Below are 20743 nucleotides of genomic sequence, written 5' to 3'. Positions count from 1 at the left end.
AAGGCCGACACACCCACACCCACACTCTCACACTTCACACCCATTCTTGCGGATAAACCCATGGGTTGGCGGGGTTATGCACGATATTTATTTTTTATGATAGGGTAATGGGAAATTGGAGGGTATTTAATCCCTTTTCAAACAGGGGCGCTCTTTTTTTCTTTTAGTCCAAAGCGGAGCTCAAGCCGGGTGCCGCCGAGGGGAAGCAGAGCAAAATCCAATTGAGCATTGATGCGTTTGGCGCGAACCTGCATGTTGTCGATGCCGTGGCCTTTTTTGATGTTTTCCAGATGAAAGCCTTTGCCATTGTCGCGGAGGATGATCCGCCAGGACTGGTACCCGATGGGCATGACCTCAAAGGTTACAGCTTGGGCCTGGGAGTGTTTCAGGCAATTGTTCAGCGCTTCCTTAAAAATCATGATCAGGTTGCGGCTGTAGTCAATCGGGACATGAACATCGTGGTAGCTGTCCAGAATGCCTTCACAGGAAAACTCAATTCCTGTATCGGCAAAAAGATCGACACCTAAATCGCGGATGCGGGTCAGGATTTCGAAAAGATTGTCGCTGGAAGGGTTGAGCGACCAAATGATGTCGCGTGCTCCACCATACAACTGCACTGCATTTTCCTTGATTTGCTGGACGATGCCTTTCACATCGGGCTGTTGAGGGCCAAGTTTGTTTTGCAGGATTTCAGTCAGCAAAGCGATGCGGGTCAACTTGTTGCCCAATTCATCGTGAAAATCTTCGGCAGTACGGCGGCGTACTTTTTCCTGTTCTTCCTGTCGCAAACGATCGATTTGGCGTTTGCGCTGCAAACGCAAGCGCACCCGAATGGACTGGATCGCTACCCCCAAGAGTACCAAAAAACCAATGGTTCCACCCCGAAACCAGGGCATTTGGTAAAAAGGGGTAATGATTTCAAAGTGATAATTGAGCACTTTAGGGGTCCATTGACCGGCTTTGTTGCGGGCTCGAGCCTGAAAAACAAACTTACCGGCGGGCAAATTTGGGTATTCTACTTTATGGTTGTTGGAGAGCACCGACCAATTCGAATCCAATCCTTGAATGCGATACTGGTACTGCATGCCTTGAGGGTCTCGTAAGGAAACGGTGGCAAACTCAAATCCAAGGTGGTTTTTACGGGGGGGTAAACGCAAGTTTTGGGGTACGTTGTACCAGGGACTCAGGCCTTTATTCCATTGCCCCGCCTGCAGCGGTTTGGAAAACAGTTTGACCGACTGTAAAATGACCTCAGTCGGCGGAGCTGTTGCCTTGTGGGTATAAGCATGGTAGCGGAACAGCCCTTTGGTGGTGCCAAACCACACCGAACCATCCCGATCAATCAAGGTTGCGTGTTGATTACTTTCCCAGTTCGGAATGCCAGCCATGGCACTAAAATTGTCGATTTGGTAGGTTTGTGTTTTAGCATCGTGCACCAAACGTGCAAACCCCTGCCCGGTGCCAGCATAAACAATGCCTTTTTTACTCACGCTGAGGTTGTAAACAATATTGGATGGCAATCCTGATTTTTGGCTAAAATGTTTGAATGAATTGCTGGGTAAATCCCACAAAAACAGACCGTTGTCCGAACCAATCCATACTTTTGAGCCCTGTTTTGCCGCACAGATGACGGTTGATTTTCGCAGCAAATCCGGTTGTTTGCGCAGAATATTTTGGTCGCTTTGCAACAACAAAATACCCCTGGTACTGCCAACCAACAATGAATCCTGGCCAAGGTCCAAAAAGCAGGAACTAAAAAAATTATAGGCTTTGAGTTGTTCGAAATGGCCACTGGCGTAGCGCATGATGCCAGTAGGTGTGCCGATCCAGATGCGTTGCGCCCGATCCTCGTACAAGTTCAGCACCACTCCTTGGGGTAAGCCATCTTTGCTGTTGAGCAATTGGGTGAATTTTCCTTGTTGATATCGCCAGAGCCCGAGTCCTTCGGTACCAACCCACAAGTGTCCACTGTGGTCTGCAATGAGGGAGTTGATGCGTTGCGCTCCGGCTGGAGGCAGCCGAACGGCTTCAAATCCCTGTTTGCCCAAGCGGGCCAAACCACCGCCGTAGGTGCCGACCCAAATCTGCTGTGCAGAATCGCGGCAGATGCTCATTACTGAAGCGGCGGGCAACCCGGTGGACTCATCGTATTGCTCAAAAGTATCCCCTGCGTACCTAAAAACGCCATCCCCACCCGCCATCGCCAACCAAAGCTGCTGCTCGCGGTCGATGAATAGATCGGTGACAACATTATGGGAAAATCCATTGCTGCGGTCAAAACGCCGGATGCCTTCTGGCTTCATTTGGTACAAGCCATCTTGAGTGCCCAGCCATAGGTTTTTGTTTTGGTCAAATGCCAAACGCCGGATTCTTCCTTTGACCGTTTCCGCAAAACCTGGCGGATTGAATTGTTCATACACGCCACGTCTGCGGCGGAACACCCCGCCACGGGTAAGCAGCCAAAGGTTGTGATCCGGATCGGAATAGAGCCGGTATGGCGCGTGGAGCGATTTGTCGCCCGCAGGCAGCTCAATTTCTTGCCATTGGCCTTGGTGTAAGGTGTATAGTGGAGCCTCAGGGCCACAAACCCAGATTTGCCCCTGGTGGTCGGCAAAAACCTGCCGAAAATGATGATCCTCAGGCAAATCTGCTTTAATGATTTTGCCTTGATCAATGCCGTATACTTTGTCTTTGACGATGCACCAGATGCGTCCCTGTTGGTCTTCCGCCAGGGAGCTGACTTCGCTTTGCTCGGGTGCTTTTAAAAAATGATAGTTCTTGAACCGGGATCCATCATAACGGGAAAGCCCATTCTGGGTGCCTATCCAAATCCGCCCCTTTCGATCGGCTAAAACCGTCATGCAGATGTTGTTGGCCAAACCATCGTTCATGGAAAATCCGGTGAAATGTTGGCCATCGTAGCGTGAAATGCCCCCCATTGTGGCGATCCACAGGTGCCCCTGTTGATCCTGGCACAGTGCATTGGCTTGCGACTGGATGAGGCCATGTTCTACATTCAGATTGACGAAGTTGTACTTCTGCGCCCATACTCCCGTCAATAGTACCCAACTTATGGCCCAACATATGCTTCTTTTCATCCGGTAGACAATATGCTAGCAAGTTACAACATAGACTATAAAAATGAAACCCCTACCAAATGGGCAGGGGATCATGAGAAACTGCTCTATCGTCGGGTGAAAAAATGTCTTTACCAGCAAACCAGTTGGTTGGTGGATAAGACAAAATTACGATGGAATGGTGGAATGGAAATCCCCCGGTTGGGGGGAAAAATAGTGTGTGGGTGGGTTGGGGCAGCCCTGCGTGGCTGCCCACTACCGGAAACGACTCAATCCCCCCAATTTGCCCTGGTCAAAACCCACCAAAAGTGACTTGCCCTCCCCGTCGCTGCCTCCTACCTTGTGTTCAAATCACGCCGTATGCCCACCAAACCCTCCAAGCCCCACGATGAATTTTTTAAGGCCACTTTCGGTAGGCTGGACATTGCCCTGGATTACTTGCAGAACATGCTGCCAGCTACCCTACAACAAGACTTGGACCTCAGTAAACTGGAGCGGGTCAATGGATCTTTTGTTTCGCCAGCGTTACAGGAGTATTTTTCAGATGTAGTCTACCAAAGTCCATTAAAAATTGGCAAGCAATCTGTGGTGCTGTCTTTTATTTTTGAACACAAAAGCAAACCCGAACCTCGTCCGCATTTACAGTTATTGCGTTACATGCTGGATGCCTGGACGGAGCAACTGCACCAAAACAACAAAAAACTGAATCCCATTATCCCGATCCTGGTTTATCACGGCAAACAAGGGTGGAAAAAGCGGGATTTTGACAGTTATTTTGGGAATAAACTGCCAGCAAGCATCTTGCCATTTTTACCTCGTTTTGACTACATCTTTACCCACGTCACGGATATGAGTGATGAACAAATTTTGGAATTGGGAACAGGTTTGTTGATCAACACTTTCCTGATGCTCAAACACATCCACGATCCCGACTTCATCATGCAAAACGCAGAACTCATTTTTATCAACTTAACCGAACCCAATAGCCAGCAGGATTTCATTGTGTTGGTGCTTGCCTATTTTTACAAAAATTCGCAACTTGCAAAAGAAAAAATCCACAGGTTCATTCAAAAACTACCAAAAACGCTAAACAAAACCGCCATGAGTACGTATGACATGATTTTAGCAGAAGGAATAAAGATCGGCATTGAAGAAGAACGTCAGCGGATTGAGGAAGAAATGCGACAACTTGAAGAGGAGTCCCGTCAACGTGTCAACAAGGCCATTCTCTACCTCTATCAAATTGACCAAAAAACTCTCGAGGAAATAGCTTTGATTTTAAGCAAAGACTTAGCTTACGTCGAAACCGTAATCAGCAAGTCAGAGGAAGAAAACATCGCTGATAATTAGCCAACCCACGGATTCATCCGTGGGAGGCAACCATACCGCCCCACCCCATGACTTTAGTCGTGGGAAAATGCCGGAAGGCCTTCGAAGCTCATAACTCCCTCAATTCAACACATACTCCAGCCCCAATCGCCCCAACTCCCGGATAAAATCGTTATCCGCATTCACTTTCCGGTCCAGCGACACCATATTTACCCGCATCTTCGCCGCGGGATCCAGGATTTCCACCTTGAACTTATGCGGCCCGGTGTGGGTACGGCACAAACCATCCAGTTCAGCGATGATCGTTTCGGTGATCCGTTCCAGGGGGAGCTTGAGGGTGATCGATTCCGTCATACTCAAGGCGATGCCTTCCAGCAGGCGGACTTCCAGTACTTTAAAGTCCATTTCGCCGTCGTCTTTCCAACCCTTTTGGAAGCGGCCTTTCACGAAGATGGCGATGCCATCGGTGAGCAGGTGGCGATGTTTTTGGTAATCCTCGCCGAAGAGTTTGATTTCGTAGGAACCTGTGTAGTCGCTGATTTCGAAGATACCCCAACCATTGCCATTTTTGCTGACCCGGTGGATGGTCTTGGTCACCATACCTCCCACTTGAACGGTAGGTTTATTCTGCTGGTTTGGGAGCTGATCGATGGTACAGGTCATGAAGTGTTCGATCTCCACGCGGTAATCGTCCAGCGGGTGGCCGGAGATGAAGATGCCCGTTACCTCTTTTTCCCGATTCAATTTTTCCAAGAGCGACCATTGCTCCACTTGTGGCAGAGGTGGCTCGGGCAACATCACGGAATCGCTCATGTCGCCAAAGAGAGAATTGGCCGATTGAGAGTGGGTGGCCCGTACCGCACTGGCAAACTTGATGGCGTGTTCGAGCAAGGTCTCGTATTTGTCCGAAGGCGCGAAGTATTGTGCCCGGTGGGTACCTTCAAAACAATCAAAAGCGCCACCCAGGGCCAAACTTTCCAGGGCTTTTTTGTTGACGGCCTTCATGGGCAGGCGCCGCAGCATTTCAAATAGACTTTTGAACGGCCCGTTTTTGCGCTCCTCCACAATTTCATCTACGGGGCCTTCACCCACACCTTTGAGGGCCGACATGCCAAAACGAATCGCCCCAGCCTTGTTGACCGAGAAGTCCATTTCGGATTCATTGATGTCGGGACCCAATACGGGGATTCCTCCCCGGCGGCATTCCTCCAGGAAGAAGGTGATTTTGCCGATGTCGTTTTTGTTGTGGGTCAAAACCGAGGCCATAAATTCAGCCGGGTAATGCGCCTTGAGGTAGGCCGTTTGAAAAGCGACAAAGGCATAACAAGTCGAGTGCGACTTATTAAAAGCGTAGGAGGCGAATGCTTCCCAGTCTTTCCAGATTTTTTCCAGTCTGTCTTTCGGATGACCACGTTTTTCCCCACCTTCAAGGAATTTAGGGTACATGGCATCCAGGTCAGCTTTGAGTTTTTTACCCATTGCTTTCCGCAACTTATCCGCCTGACCTTTGGTGAAACCCGCCAGTTTTTGCGACAGCAACATTACTTGCTCCTGGTACACGGTGATGCCGTAGGTATCTTTCAGGTATTCTTCGCAGTCGGGCACATCGTAGGTGATGGGTTCCCGACCGTGTTTACGCGCAATGAAGTTGGGGATGTATTCCAGCGGGCCCGGGCGGTAGAGGGCATTCATCGCAATCAAGTCCTCGAAGGTGGTGGGCACCAATTCCTTCATGTACTTTTGCATCCCCGTACTTTCATACTGGAAGATACCGACCGTTTCACCGCGTTGGAACAACTTGTAGGTTTCTTCGTCCTCTAGGGGCACCTCGTCTACGTCCAGTTTGACGCCGTGGTTTTTTTCAATCATCGCCACGGCATCCTTGATGATGCTCAGGGTTTTGAGGCCCAAAAAGTCCATCTTGAGCAAGCCCGCCGATTCGGCCACCGAGTTGTCAAACTGGGTGATGTACATGTCGGAATCCTTGTCCACTTTTACGGGCACGTATTTGGTGATGTCGTCAGGAGTGATCACCACCCCGCAGGCGTGGATACCCGTGTTGCGCACGGAGCCCTCCAGTTTGCGGGCGGTTTGGATCATTTGTCCGATCTGATCCTGGCCTTCGGCCAACTGGCGGAATTGGTTGGCTTTTTCTACGTCTTCGGAGTTGAGTTCGGATTTGAGTTTGGGGTCGATGCCTTCTTTGCCCAAAATTTTACCCAGGGTAGCTTTAAGGTGGACGGGAAAGGTTTTGGCCACTCTGTCCACTTCCGAAAGGGGAATGTTCATTACCCGACCTACATCGCGCAGCGAAGACTTGGCCGCCATGGTGCCGTAAGTTACAATTTGAGCCACCTGATTGCGCCCGTATTTGTCAATCACGTAGTCGATGACCTGTTGCCGACCGTGGTCGTCAAAGTCAATATCAATATCGGGCATGGACACCCGTTCTGGATTCAAAAAACGCTCAAAAAGCAAGTCGTACTTGATGGGGTCCACGTTGGTGATCCCGATGCAATAGGCGACCGCCGAACCCGCAGCGGAGCCCCGACCCGGGCCTACCGATACACCCATTTGGCGAGCGGTGGTCGTAAAGTCTTGAACGATGAGGAAGTAGCCGGGGTAACCAGAATTTTGGATAACCTGCAACTCAAAATCCAAACGTTCCTTTATTTCTGGGGTGATGTCCCGATAGCGTCGCCGTGCGCCCTCATAGGTCAGGTGGCGCAGGTAGGCATCCTGAGTATCAAAACCAGGGGGTAGGGGGAAGGCGGGTAGCAATACCTCGCGTGCCAGGTCCAGAAAATCCACCTTGTCGGCGATTTCGATGGTGTTGTCCAGCGCTTGGGGCACATCGGCAAAAAGCTGGCCCATTTCCGCTTTGGTCTTAAAAAAGAAGTCGGAACTGGGGAATTTGAAGCGCCCTTCTTCCTCCAGATACGTACCTGTGTTGACACAAAGCAGGATATCGTGGGGCAACCAATCCTCCTCGTTCACGTAATGGGAGTCGTTGGTGGCGATGACTTTCAGGTTGTATTTTTTGGCGAAGCCCAGCAGGGTTTGGTTGATGTCTTCCTGGCTGATGCCCATGCCATCGATGTTTTCCAGACCGCGGTGGCGCTGGATTTCGATGTAGTAGTCCTCGCCGAACAGGTCGATCCACCAACGCAATTGTTTTTCGGCTTCTTCCAGCTTGCCGTGCATGATCAACTGCGGAACTTCCGCTCCAATGCAACAACTGCTGGCGATTAGACCCTCGTGGTATTGTACCAATAACTCCTTGTCGATGCGGGGGTATTTGCCGTACAAACCTTCGATGAAGCCCAGGGAACAAAGTTTGGACAAGTTTTCATAGCCCTTGGCATTTTTGGCCAGGAGCAACTGGTGGTAGCGTTCGTCGGATTCCCCTTTAGCCCGGGAAAAGGCTTTTTGGTGCCGGTCTTTGACCAGGTAAAACTCACAACCGATGATGGGTTTGAGGTTGCGTTTTTTAGCCTCCGCTACAAATTTAAATGCCCCGAACATGTTGCCGTGGTCGGTCAGCGCAACGGCCCTTTGTTCGTCCTTTACGGCTTTGTCCATCATCTGGGTAATGGAGGAAGCACCGTCCAAAAGCGAGAACTGGGTATGACAATGGAGGTGGAGAAAATCGGGCATTTTTGTTTTTTATTTGTTGGTCAGAAGCTTAGCATTTTTTTGTGTACCTGCTAATAAATTGGCTAATAATGAGTGGAAAGATACGTTCTTTCAGGCATTTTTTGACCCGGAAAACACAAAAAAATAAGCTGCATGCTAAAAAACAAATTGAATATTATTTTTTGAACTTATTCATTCTCTTGATTATTATTGTAAAAGATTTTGTAAGTTTAGTCGCCGTTTCGTCATAATCACTAATTGTGTCTTTCATTTTTTTTTGACTGAATATACCTTACTAGTATGAAAGGGATTGTTTTTGTTCATTTATTAGAAATGGTTGAAAAAGAGTTTGGCGAACTCCTTCTTGAATCTGTAATAGACCATGCGAATACGTCAACTCAAGGGGTATTTACCTCTGCAGGCACCTATCCATCAGAAGACATGCAAAAACTGGTGGGGGCACTTTCTGAACTCACTCAACTTCCGCCATCAGCCCTGTACCAACATTATGGCAGGTATCTTTTTAGTAAGCTGTTTGAATCTTACCCTCTTTTTTCATCTGAAGTTCTCAACAATGCATTTTCATTTCTAGCGTCAATTGACGATGTAATCCATGCAGAAGTGCACAAGCTATATCCTGACGCTGAGTTACCTCGTTTCATTACTCATCACCACGATGAGGTGAAAATGATTTTGGAGTATAGTTCCAGTCGCCGCATGAGTGATTTGGCTTTGGGATTGATTCAAGGATGTTTGGATCATTTTAATGAAGATGTAGCAATTCAAGTAGTGCCATTGCAAGCAGATGGAACAACTGTACAGTTTACGTTGATCCGAAAATCGTAAATGCACAGCAGAAGGATGGATGAGGTAAAGATGTTGCGAAAGAAGTTGGAAAGGGAGCGGCTTTCCCGGAAAGAGGCGGAACGACTTTTGGAAGAGAAAGCGCTTCAACTCTATTTTAGCAATGAAAAACTTCGGCAGTTGAATGCAGACCTGGAAAAACAAGTCGAGTACCAATCCAGTGAGCTAAGGGTAGAACAGGAGCGTTACCGTAGTTTGATAGAAAGCGCCGAAGACTTAATGTTCTGGATGACTCCTGCGGGCATTTTCACCCAAGTCAATCCGGTGGTGTTGCGTATTCTTCAGAAGGAGCCCTCTCAACTAATTGGCACACACTATCTTGAAATAGTAACCGAAGAGTTTAAGTCAAAAGTCAATCGATTGCACCAGCGGCAATTTGAGCGAAAAATTCATACTACTTATCAGGAATTTCCGGTGCTTAGTTCCAGTGGGCAGCAAATTTGGTTAGGCTTGCGAGTCAGTCTGGTTATCAAAAATGGCGAAATCGTTGAACTGACCGGCCTCGCCCGTAATATCACTCATCGTGTTGCTGCAGAGCAAAAACTATCTTTATTGAATACCCGCTTTATTGCGCTATTGGAAAATTTGCAGGCCGCTATTCTGGTTGAAGATGAGCATCAAAATGTAGTTTTGGTCAACCGAAAATTTAATTACTTTTTTGAGGCATCCCTATTTCAAAAACAAGTTCATTCCAAGCAGACCAGGGAGTTTATGGAAATCATTGACGCCTGTTACCTCTCCAATCCAATATTGACTGGTTATACTCAACTCAACTCGTTTTCAACCAAAGTACTTCAGCATGAATTGCCTCTAAATGATGGCCGGATTTTATCGCTCAATCTTATTCCAATTCAGCAACAAGAAAAAAGCCTGGGTCGCCTTTGGTTCTTTGAAGACGTAACAGATCGCAAATACAGCGAGCTTAAAATCAGGAGAAGTGAAGAGAAGTACCGAGGAATCATGGAAAACATGGAATTCGGTTTGTTGGAAGTGAACCAATATGGCATAATCACTCGTGCTTATGATCGTTTTTGCACCATGACTGGCTATAAGGAAGCGGAGTTGTTGAATCAGGATGCCACGAAAATGTTACTTCCTGTGGAATACCATGGCTTGATGAACAATCAGAACAGCAATCGAATTAAGGGAGAACCAGGCGTTTACGAAGTTGAATTGATTCAAAAATCTGGTGAAAGAAAATGGATGTTGATCAGTGGTGCACCCTTCTACGATGAAAAGGGCAATGTGATAGGCTCCATTGGTATTCACTATGATTTATCTGACATTAAGCGGCTACAAAGAGAGTTGGAAGAAGCCCGTCAAGAAGCAGAGAAGGCCAGAGATGCCGAAAAAGACTTTTTGGCCAATATGAGCCATGAAATTCGCAATCCCATTAACACCATCGTTGGGATGACTTACCTGATGATGGATACGGAGTTGAATGATGAACAGAGAGGCTTTCTAAACAACATCAAACATACCTCAGATATTTTGATGGCCTTGGTAAGTGATATTCTGGACATCACCAAAATCACCCAAGGCAAGATGGATTTAGCCTTGCGTGAAATCAACCTCTCCGAGTTGATCAATGTGAATGCTCAGGCAATGGCCTTTAGAATTACGGAAAAGGGAGTGCATTTTGACCACTACATAGATTCTGCGCTCAATGAAAATCTATATGCTGATCCAACCATTTTAAACCAAATTCTCCTGAATTTGCTAGGGAATGCCTACAAATTTACGGACAAGGGCAGCATCACCCTGAGTGCAGTTTGCCGGAAAAAAGACGAACGAACACTACAGGTCAACATTAAGGTGTCGGATACAGGCATTGGTATACCTAAGGATCAAGTACCTCACATCTTTGAGCGATTCAATCAAGCTGGAAAAGCGACCAAGTACAAGTATGGGGGGACCGGCCTGGGGTTGAGTATTGCCAAACAACTGGTTGAAATTCACGGAGGAAGCATAACGGTAGAATCAGAAGAGCATAAAGGCACCACTTTCTGGGTTGATATCACCTTCGAGAAAGTTGGGTTAAAGGCCAAAAATGACCAGCCTGAACCAAACATTGACTTTAATGCCAAAAGAGGGCAAATACAGCTATTGATTGTGGAAGACAACACTTTGAATCAGCAATACATCGCTGGGGTTTTGCAACGGAAAGGTTTTCGGTTTCAGATCGCCAATAATGGCCGAGAAGCGCTGGATATACTAGAAAAAGATTGCTTTGATCTCATCTTAATGGACATTCGAATGCCCGAGATGGACGGTTATGAAACCACGATTCGGTTGCGCAATATGCTGCATAACCCCAATCATAAGATCCCAATTGTAGCCCTAACCGCTTCGGCATTGCTGGATGAAAAAGAAAAAGCACTACAAACAGGAATGAATTATCACCTGACCAAACCTTTTACACCAGACCAGATTGAAGGGGTGATCATTCAAGCCATGCAAGATCGGACACCCAACAATAGCCAGCTTGCAGAAAAAACGGAATCTGGTATTCATCTCGGATTGAATCAGGATGAAATCAACGATTATTACCTGGGGGATTTGGAGCATTTTCAAATAATGATTGGAATTTTTAATCGCCAAACTCCTCCTCAGCTTGAAGAAATGAGAACTGCTCTCGCGCAACAGGACTGGAAGCAACTCAAGGCTCAGGCCCATAAGATCAAACCAAATTTTCAAATGGTAGGTTTAGGGCATATTTTTTCGATAATCGATGAATTTGAAAAAGCCCTCGAAACCCCTGAGCAACCATCTACTATTGAGCGACTGTTCGAATTACTAAGCAACCAAATTGAGAATGGTTTACAACTAACGATAGCCCAAGAGTCTATTTTGCGTCAAAACATTTAAATCTATTGTGATGGAATTACGCTGTATCATTGTGGACGATGATGAAATGTCAAGAGTAAGTCTGCAGAAATTTTGTGAAAAAATTGAAGAGCTCGAGGTAATTGCTGTTTGTAAAAGTGCCGCTCAGGTAATCGAGGTATTGGAGCAGGAATGGGCGGATTTTATCCTTTTGGATATTGAAATGCCAGGTTTGAGTGGCATGGACCTAGTCAAAACGGTCACTCATCTTCCTTACATCATTTTTACTACTTCACGTACCGAGTACGCCTCACAGGCATTTGAATTTCAAGAACGGATTGTTGACTTTTTAGGCAAACCAGTATCCTTTCCCCGCTTGATGAAAGCAATTGACCGAGTGAAAGAAAAGGTAGAGCAAAACCATCAGCAAAAAATCACCAATGACATCTTCATCAAAACCGATGGCAGAATTGTGCGCATTCCAGTTGATGACCTGTTGTATATTGAAACCGTGGGGGACTATGTCATGTTTTTTACCCATGATGCCAAACATATGGTTCATTCCACTTTGAAACGCATCGATGAAAAACTCAACCACCCACAATTGCTAAAAGTCCATCGTTCTTACATCATCAATTTGAGCAAAGTAGTCGACATAGAAGACAACACCATCGTGATCAACAAAAAGGTTATCCCGGTATCCAGGCAATACAAACCGCTGTTGCTGCGCAAGATCGATCCTTTATAATCCACTTAGGTGGGGCAAAATAATCACTTATTTTTTTGTCGCCCCTAAGGTTTGATACCCAAGATTGCCATGGAACCAGTCGAACAGGGCTTTTTGAAAAGCGCTGAGGTGATTGTTCTGCTTGGAGCGCCACAAGGTATAAACCCGCACAGGCACTACCAGCAAGAAGAAATAGCTGATGAATAACCATCGTTGTACCGCAGGTCTAAAGCGTTGCATGAACACCAAACGATTACGAGTCAAGTAGTACAGTTTGAGGGGGGAATCCTGACCTGTACTCAAGGAAGCTTTGTGGTAAATACGGGCTTGAGGAACCACCAGGATTTCATATCCCGCAGCTCTAATGGCTTCGGACCATGCTAGCTCCTCATAGTATAAAAAAAAATCTTCGGACATGCCCCCCACTTTTTCCCAGACCGATCTGCGGATGATCATTGCTGCTCCGTGAACATAAGGTGTGGAGGTCGTTTCCTGGAACTGTCCTGTTTCAATTTGATGCTGGCCAATCAATTCGTTGCGCCCTCTCCAATTTAGAGGAGTGAATCCCGCAAACTGAATGCGCTCTCCTGATTCATAATAACAAATCAGAGGGGATATAGCCCCGATTTTAGGGTTGTTGAAATTATCTAAACAAGTTTCAAAGAAGCCTTCCGTCACAATGGTATCGTTGTTCAGCAAAAAGAAAAAATCTCCTTCTGCGATACTCATCCCCTGGTTATTGGCGGCGGCAAAACCGATATTGTCAGGATTTATGATCAATTTTAAATTAGGGCATGCTGCTGAAAAATCGGCAGAATGATCAACCAGTGGAGCATTGTCAATTAAAACAACTTCGTAATTTTGGAATGACTGTTCCTGAAGCGATTCCAAAAATGCAATCGTAGCTTCTGGCTGACGGTAGTTTACAGTGATGATGCTGATGTGTTCCATTGTTATTCAATTGTTTGGGAGAACGTATCGTGATTCGTTAAAAGTCAATCGGCTTTCTGCCCAATACATGAATGGCATTTCCCTTCCCTTTGCGCTGAAAAAGAGGGTCAAGCGCAATCAACAGCTTTGCCAAGACCATCGTAGGCAATTGTAAAACAACGCCACCTTTTTTTCCCAACCAGGCCAACTCCCAGGCAAAACGGGAAAGGAGTCCATCGGTGTTTTCCGCTGCAACAACCTCAAAACCTTCTGTCTCAAAACGTTTTACCAAGCCCTGCAAATCGTAAACCTGCCCAACGTGCTCTTCTTCCAGCCAGTGGTGGTGTTCTTCGAACCAGGCTTCGGGCAGCAAAGTGCGTTGGTCGCGGTTGGGGATTTTTACCAGAAAATACCCGCCAGCTTTCAGCCGATCCAATACCGCCGCAAAAGGCATCTCTGCTTCTGGGATATGCTCAAAAACGTCTACGGAGAATACAAAATCGTATTGTGGCCAGGATACTGTCTCTTCGATTTTGCGGTTGACGACTTGAATCTGATTCGACAAATTCGCCTGATTCAGCACCTTTTCAAAAGTCTGGCAACGCTCCGGATCCACATCCAGGGCAGTAATATTTGCCTTTGGCAAAAGATCCGCCATCAGGACGCTGTATTCGCCATAGCCACAACCCAAATCCAGCACTTTTTGCCAGAACTCAAAGGGCAAATCTTTTAAAACCCGTTTGAAAACCTTTGAACGCGCATAATTGCCCACGTTGGTGTATCCAAGTACCCCTTGAAACAACTTGGCCAGGAAGGGCGAAGCTTGCATCCGGGTGCTGGTCAAGTATTGCAATCTACCGAAAACTAAAGACATTGTGAAAAGATTTTTGAAGGTTTTGAAACAACAATTGATAATAATGCCCGGCGCTTTTGATCGCTGGACCCAATAATGGCCCTCCGCTTTGCGCCAACATGCGTTTACTGAGGAAGATCGTAAGCCCAGTGGCCAATAAGGTGGCAAACGTAGCTCCGGCGATTCCCCAATAGGGTATGAATAGGAGGTTGAATACAAGATTGACTCCAACACTGATCCACATGATGCGGAAATTGAGCTGAGGTCGGCCACTGGCTTCCAATTGTAAGCCCATGATTCTGCCAAAGGGTTTGATGATCGCCATTAAGGCAAAAATCCGCAGGCAACTGCTTGCTGCCAGGTAATTGGATCCAGCTAGAATCCAGATCATCAAAGGTGCCGTAATCAGTACTCCAATGGCAAGTGGGAGTCCGCTCGCAACCATCAGCCCAAGGCTCTTGTTGAGGTTTTCCTGAGTGAAAGATTTATCACTCATCTCCGGGAAACTAGCCTGTGCAATGGCATTCAGCGGGATTTCAAGGTAATAGCTGATTCTTGAAGCAACACTGTACAAGCCTACCGCTGTAGGCCCCAACCAATACCCGATCAACAAGGCATCTGTCTTTTGGTACAACAATGAGCCCAAACTGGTTCCTGCTGAATATTTGCCAAAACGGTACAACGCGATGACTTGCTCCCAATGTGGCCGTGTTGCGGGCAAGCGCAGCCTAGCTGCCCAGGCTCCCAATAGGTAGCTTAAGGATTGAATCAGCAATAAAGTAATCAGGCCAAAGTCCATTTTTAAAGCATACAGTCCCACATACATCAGCAAGAGACTAAGGCTCATGGCTAAAGCCCCCTGACCTGCGCGCTTGAATCGAAGCTCATTGATTGCCTCACTTTGGGTCAGTTGGTACAAACCAGCAGTAATGGCCAATACCGGATACCAGGCACACAGGACACTCAACATTGGCATGTCCAAAAAATTCTGCACCTGCCAACCCAATACCCCGATCAGGGGGATCAGAACCAAGGTAATTCCTCCCAGGAGCGTCCAGGCGGCGGCCTTCCATTTTTCGGCTGGAACATCGGGGCTTTGCCGAGACAAATAAATCCAGGCATTGTGCACAAATGTGGCCCTCAATCCTTCTGCCAATGAAAAAAACAGGAGAAAATAAGACCAAGAACCCATGTCCTCTAAGCTCAATACCCGATTGAGCAGGATGAAAGCAAATACTTGTGCTGCCATGGGCAGTAGTTGGGTCAAAAAGGCAGCTTTTACGTTATTCAGGTTCATACCCCTAGGATTTGATGGTAAAACTGCTCAGTTTGTGCGACTACACTTGACCAGCTAAAGTGCTTTTGTACATATTCTCGGCCATTGCGCCCCATTTGGTCAGCCCAAGCTGGATCCGCATAGAGTTTATTGACTGCTTCGGCCAAGGCTTTTGAGTCTCCCATTGGAAAACGCAAACCATTGTAACCGTCTATAATTACCCCTTTTGTTCCGCTCAAATCACTGGTTATTGCGGGGCGACCATTGGCCGATGCCTCCAGCAGTACCAAGCCCTGTGCCTCCATGAAGGAAGGCAACACCAAGCCCAATGTCGTTTGCATGGCTTCCAATACGTACGCATTGTTTCTTTCCCCCAACAACTCAACTCGATTATCCAAGCCTCTGGCTTTAATCAGCGCTTCAATTTTGGGAAGCTCTGGGCCATCGCCGATTATTTTGAGCTTTATAGCGGGTGAAAAATGAGGGAAGGCGTCCATCAGTACTCCAATTCCTTTGACCGGGTCTAACCTTCCTACAAACAACAACTCGTCCCGATTCACCATCTTATTTCCCTCCAGGCCTTCGTTTACGCCATTGGGAATAATCTTTACGGGCGAAGAAACTTGCGGGAAAGCTATTTTTAGCTTGGTCAACAAGCCTTCACTAACTACAATCAGCCCGCGTGCAAACCTAGAGGGCCTTTTTTCCAGCAACTCGGCCAGTAAGCCATGCAACCATTGGTCCCAGGTACTTTTGCCCATATGCTCTGCTGCAGTGAGTCCGTGATAAGTCACTACACTGTTGTTGAGTACAGCTTTGGGCGACAGGCCACCGCTGCGCCCTTGCAAATGAATCAAATCGTAGTTGTGAGCATTGTTTTTTAACCAACGGCGTACAGCCAGGTTAAAAAACAATTCTTCTAAAGTCAATTTGAACACCGGCAACTTTCGCCCGGGTACAAATGGAAGTTTGATCAATTTCCGTCCTTCTACTGTTTCTCGCTGAAGTTTCTGCCGAAAAGACCCTGCAGTAAGGATGCTGACGGAGTGCCCTGCCTTAAGCAAGGCCCCACTGAGCAACCAGGTGTGGGTTTGAATCCCGCCCGAAAAGGTATCGGGCAGAGATTTACAAACCATTAAAATGTTTAGATTTCTCACTGCGCTTTGGCTCTTTGTCGTTAAAAACTCCCCAAATAAAACCAATCATTGCAATCAGCAATAAAAGGCTCCAAGGCATTCCTTCTCCTAGCATAGTATGTTTAATTATGATGTGTGGTATGGATAAACGTTCGATTGGCGTGCCGTATCCGCAGCGTTGCTTTTAGGGTTTGCCAAATGATGCTGGGCAGCTTGAGTAAGCTCAAGTATTGCTTACTCTTCCAAAATTTGGGTGGGATCGCCAGCAACATTCCACCTACATTGAGGCCAAATAAGGTCAGCCAAAATCCAGGATAAAAGCCCAAAGCCAGTGCAATGGCACTCATTGTGAATAAAAAGACCGGAAGCAAAAGCCGGGGTGGCAAGGCCAATTGGAGTACCCGGTGAAAACAATCCAGGTTGCCTAGGGTCAGCGCTTTTAATCCCGTGGGAAAAAAGCGCTGCAGATTGGCGTATTGTGCGGCAATCCAGCGCCGTCTTTGATTGTGGAAATTTTGTTGACCACGCACTTTTTCATCCCACACTACGGCTTCGGGGCAATAGTAGATGTACTCGCCATTAGCGGTGTATCTGATTTCGAGCTCCTTGTCAAATCCACCTACCGCTGTGTTTTGAGCCATTATTGTTTTAAATAGCGGATAGTCAAAAGCCATTCCAGAGCCGGACAAACGAGAGGACAAACCAAGCGCGTTGTGCCCCAAACAGTAAATATGGTTGTTCACGTCCTCACTTAATCCATCCAAAATGGCAGTGGGGGTGTCCGCATTTTTTCCAATGCGTTGCCCCTGCACTGCTTTCCAGCCTTGGGCCAGGCTGGCATTCATGAAGTTCAAAAAATCTGGAGCCATGATGTTGTCGGCATCCAGCACCACCACGGCATCGTAATTTGAGGGTAGCGTCACCAGAGCGACGTTGATGGCTTGCACTTTGGTGGATTTTTCAAAATAAACTGGCAACACACGAATCGCTAATTGATTCAGGCGCTCCAGAGTAGTCGTTTGTAGTTGGTCGGCGATCACACAGACTTCGTATTGCGCACTAGGGTAATTTTGCCGTAGTGCAGCCCGAGCGGTTTGTTCGATGACCAAATCTTCTTTGTAAGCTGGGATCAGCACCAAAAAACGACGCTTTATGTCCTGTTCATTCCAGGTAATTGTCTTGCGCTTCACCAAGCTGGCTGCTGCCGAAAACAAGGCCACAAATCCAGCACTATATGCAAAATAAAGCGCGACAACAAGGCCGATAAGGGTCAGTATAACATTCATAGTGAAATGGATTTATCAGTTTGTTCCAGCTCTTTTTCGTACAGAGGTGAAAGAAAAACAAATGGAATCAATACATTCATAATCATTCCAGTAGGCATTTGGCCAAAGACCTGATTGCCATAACTGGACAGCAATACACCGCCGATAGAGGCGTACATCGCCATCGCTTTGTAACGGATTAGTGGGTTTTTTAGCCGCCAGACTATACTGCCGCCTTTGCCCATAATAAACCCTAGTATGAACAAGTGTAGTGCAACACCCACTGTGCCAGTTTCTGCCCAGATTTTGACATACCAGCTATCGGTTGCTGTTTTTGCCAATAAAGTGTTTGGACTAAATCTTGCACCCCAAAAACCTGCGGTTCCAATCCCTCCACCCATCGGCCGGCTGCTCAAGTAGCGGCCAAAAGTCTTTTGGTTGTTCAAGCGTACCATCAGTGATGGATTGTTGGGGTCGAGTGCAGTTCGCATGCGTTGGATCTGTTCAACCCCTTGAAAAGCAAAGGTGAATTTGAGGATGTAAAAGGCGGTGCCCACCACAATCAGGCCAGCAGCCAGGATTTTAAAGTTTTTGGAGGCAATCAAAAAAATCAATATACCAGCTGCAGGAACGGCCAATGCACCTCTGGTACCCGAAATGGCGAAGCCTAAAAAGGTGATGAGTGCAGCTATGGCAAACCAAATCCGTTTGCGCAAAGGGAAGGGCCCTAGAGCCAAAATGCCACACATTAAAGCTACCATGGCCTGAGATGCACCAAACTGGCCAGCATCGCTGTAGTAAGAAAACACCCGCAGTTTGCCGTGCAAAATATGCTCCTCGTGGTGGTTTTCTGCGTACAACCAATGGTGCTCAGCGGCATCGACCCCCATCAACAATTGGCGAAAACCCCACGCTGTACCCAACAAAGAAAGCCAAATGATGAACCGAATGATCCGATCTTGATCGGCATTTTTGCGGAAATACGTAAACACCAGCACAAAGGACATCAACTGGTAAAAACCAATTCCGCGCATTGCGTAAAACCAGGCTACTGCACTATGTGCTTCAGGGTTAACCAGTTCCAAAACAATGTACAACATCCAGATCGATGCCAGCATCATAATGTCATTGCGTACTGCAGTCCAGTTTTTCAGCCGGTATTGTTTAAAAACCCAGCCCAGCGTACTCAAAAAAAGCAAAACATCCAGGGTCAATCCCCAGGGCGCATCCATGTACCGGGCCAAACCTGAGGATAAAAAACCCATGATCAGGGACCAGTATATTCCCTGCTGAGGGTCAATGATCAACCAAGCGGCAAAAAACAGGAGAAAAGGCAATAAGAGCATTACTGAACTCATCAATAAATCGCCGCTTCCAAAAAACAGACTCAAACCCACACAAAACACACTCACTCCAGCTCCGATCAGGAACTTTCTTTGTTGTAAGAGTGAAATGTGTTGAGCGATGGTCATTTTAAATTGCTTTTGCTTGATTTGATGAATCAAAATTAAGGCAGATCTGCCCTCTGATCAGAACTCTTAGGTTTTTGGAAAAAAAGGGGGGGATTGTTGCGAAATGAAGCGTTTTTTGGAAATCGCCCTATTTTAATCAGATTTGGGCCTCAATGGGGAGTAAAAATCTACAGCTTTTCAATCAGTTCATTGAGCTGCATGGCACGGGCTTGCCAGGTTTGTTGGGCAGCAAATGCGCGCCTTTGGCGCTGTTTATCTGGATGGTCATTGGATAGTTCTGTACGCAGGGCATGGACAAATGCATCGGCCTGATCGGCCACTATAGCCCAAGGCTGAAGTTGATGCATATCCCCAAAGCCGGTGCTGACCACGGGTAAGCCCAAGGCCAGGTATTCATTCACTTTCATGGGGTAAATCCCGGCAGTGAGGTTGTTGCGTAAAAAAGGAATAATACCCACTGAAAAATCCTTCATCCGCTCTGGCAATGCACGATAGGCTAGGGGAGGGTGGAATTGAACATTTGGATGTGCAGCAAGCCGCTGTTGGATGTGAGGCTGTTGGAGGCGGCCAGTAAATGAAAAATCGTACTCCGGCAAAGCCCGAATTACTGTTTCCAACAAATCCAGATCAATCCGTTCGTCGAGGCTACCCACGTAACCAACAATTGGCCTGGCTTGGGGCTGATCCGTTCTTTGGGTTTGCAAAAACAGAGGGTCAACCCCATTGGGAATTTGCAGGGCAGGCTGGCCATTTTGCCGTTTTTGCGCCAGCAATTGGCTGCCCGAACAAACCAGGGCATCAGCCCCTTGAATGGCTTCTTTTTCGTAGCGGGCAGCATGGCGATCCGTCCATTGGGCTGCGGCGATTTCATCGTAGCAGTAATAAATGTTTTTGTTGGCGGGTAAGTTTTGGAGTGCGCGGTTGTACAGCGCCTGGCAAGCATTGATGGCTACAAAATCGGCACCATTCCAGATTCGAATCGCCTTGGTAATACTGGACTGGACCAAAAAGCTATTGATGCGGTGAACTACCTGGAATGCAAGCCCTGGTGGCAGTCCGTTGATGGGCAACAAGGGCGGCAAACTCCAAACGTGCAGCTGGGCACTTACCTCACGGACCCGGGATTTTAACCCAAGTACCCGCCATAGGGGCAACCCTGGCTTTTTGCCCAGAAACCCCATCAGCACATCTTTCCAGGTGTACGTATAGTCGATGTACAATACCGACCGGTGTTCCGACATGGCTTTCATCAACTCTACGGTCGACTTGGTGTAGTTGCCAGCCCAAGCGGGCAGGGCCAAGCAGAGTAGCGGTTTTGAGCTTGTAGTTTCGTTCATGACTTGGCGTAGTGG

General features: G+C 47.2%; 13 protein-coding genes. 4 read left to right on the top strand and 9 right to left on the bottom strand.

What is annotated here, in order from left to right:
- Nucleotides 1–137 precede the first annotated feature (137 nt).
- On the bottom strand, nt 138–3098 hold the full coding sequence (locus ACO08K_RS07435) for a sensor histidine kinase (RefSeq protein ID WP_421795759.1): 2961 nt from the start codon (nt 3096–3098) through the stop codon (nt 138–140).
- 339 nt (nt 3099–3437) lie between these two features.
- On the opposite strand from ACO08K_RS07435, the gene ACO08K_RS07430 reads away from it, so the two are divergent.
- Nucleotides 3438–4427 carry an Rpn family recombination-promoting nuclease/putative transposase gene (locus tag ACO08K_RS07430; protein WP_421795758.1) on the top strand — a complete coding sequence of 330 codons (990 nt, stop codon included), beginning with the start codon at nt 3438–3440 and terminating at the stop codon, nt 4425–4427.
- A gap of 99 nt (nt 4428–4526) precedes the next feature.
- On the opposite strand, the gene dnaE is transcribed toward ACO08K_RS07430, so the two are convergent.
- Nucleotides 4527–8063, bottom strand: a complete 3537-nt coding sequence (gene dnaE / locus ACO08K_RS07425; RefSeq protein ID WP_421795757.1) for a DNA polymerase III subunit alpha — start codon at nt 8061–8063, stop codon at nt 4527–4529.
- A 279-nt stretch (nt 8064–8342) separates the two neighbouring features.
- On the opposite strand from dnaE, the gene ACO08K_RS07420 reads away from it, so the two are divergent.
- Genes ACO08K_RS07420 through ACO08K_RS07410 form a run of 3 tightly spaced genes read left to right on the top strand, consistent with a single transcriptional unit; the run spans nt 8343 to nt 12480 of the window.
- Nucleotides 8343–8888, top strand: a complete 546-nt coding sequence (locus ACO08K_RS07420) for a heme NO-binding domain-containing protein (RefSeq protein ID WP_421795756.1) — start codon at nt 8343–8345, stop codon at nt 8886–8888.
- Nucleotides 8889–11774, top strand: coding sequence for a PAS domain S-box protein (locus tag ACO08K_RS07415; protein ID WP_421795755.1), 2886 nt, complete (start codon nt 8889–8891; stop codon nt 11772–11774). It abuts the gene before it with no gap.
- Nucleotides 11775–11784: 10 nt separating this feature from the next.
- Nucleotides 11785–12480, top strand: coding sequence for a LytR/AlgR family response regulator transcription factor (locus ACO08K_RS07410; RefSeq protein WP_421795754.1), 696 nt, complete (start codon nt 11785–11787; stop codon nt 12478–12480).
- 27 nt (nt 12481–12507) lie between these two features.
- Here ACO08K_RS07410 and ACO08K_RS07405 read toward each other — a convergent pair whose 3' ends face one another.
- From ACO08K_RS07405 to ACO08K_RS07375, 7 genes are all read right to left on the bottom strand, one after another.
- A complete protein-coding gene (locus tag ACO08K_RS07405; protein ID WP_421795753.1) occupies nt 12508–13410 on the bottom strand; it encodes a glycosyltransferase family 2 protein in 903 nt (300 codons plus the stop codon).
- A 37-nt stretch (nt 13411–13447) separates the two neighbouring features.
- Nucleotides 13448–14263, bottom strand: coding sequence for an SAM-dependent methyltransferase (locus ACO08K_RS07400; protein WP_421795752.1), 816 nt, complete (start codon nt 14261–14263; stop codon nt 13448–13450).
- Nucleotides 14244–15539, bottom strand: coding sequence for an oligosaccharide flippase family protein (locus ACO08K_RS07395; protein WP_421795751.1), 1296 nt, complete (start codon nt 15537–15539; stop codon nt 14244–14246). The genes ACO08K_RS07400 and ACO08K_RS07395 overlap by 20 nt, the downstream gene beginning before the upstream one ends.
- Nucleotides 15536–16654 (bottom strand): glycosyltransferase family 4 protein, encoded by a 1119-nt coding sequence (locus ACO08K_RS07390; RefSeq protein ID WP_421795750.1) that lies wholly within the window; start codon nt 16652–16654, stop codon nt 15536–15538. Before ACO08K_RS07390 ends, ACO08K_RS07395 begins: the two co-directional genes overlap by 4 nt.
- Nucleotides 16655–16776: 122 nt before the next feature.
- On the bottom strand, nt 16777–17940 hold the full coding sequence (locus ACO08K_RS07385) for a glycosyltransferase (protein WP_421795749.1): 1164 nt from the start codon (nt 17938–17940) through the stop codon (nt 16777–16779).
- Nucleotides 17937–19391 carry an O-antigen ligase family protein gene (locus ACO08K_RS07380; RefSeq protein ID WP_421795748.1) on the bottom strand — a complete coding sequence of 485 codons (1455 nt, stop codon included), beginning with the start codon at nt 19389–19391 and terminating at the stop codon, nt 17937–17939. The genes ACO08K_RS07385 and ACO08K_RS07380 overlap by 4 nt, the downstream gene beginning before the upstream one ends.
- Nucleotides 19392–19558: 167 nt before the next feature.
- Nucleotides 19559–20728, bottom strand: coding sequence for a glycosyltransferase (locus ACO08K_RS07375; protein ID WP_421795747.1), 1170 nt, complete (start codon nt 20726–20728; stop codon nt 19559–19561).
- Nucleotides 20729–20743: the final 15 nt, after the last annotated feature.

The sequence above is a fragment of the Haliscomenobacter sp. genome, assembly GCF_965225875.1.
Taxonomy (GTDB): Bacteria; Bacteroidota; Bacteroidia; order Chitinophagales; family Saprospiraceae; genus Haliscomenobacter.
The sequence above is the reverse complement of the archived record's forward strand: the minus strand, read 5'-3'. Positions and strand labels throughout refer to the sequence as shown.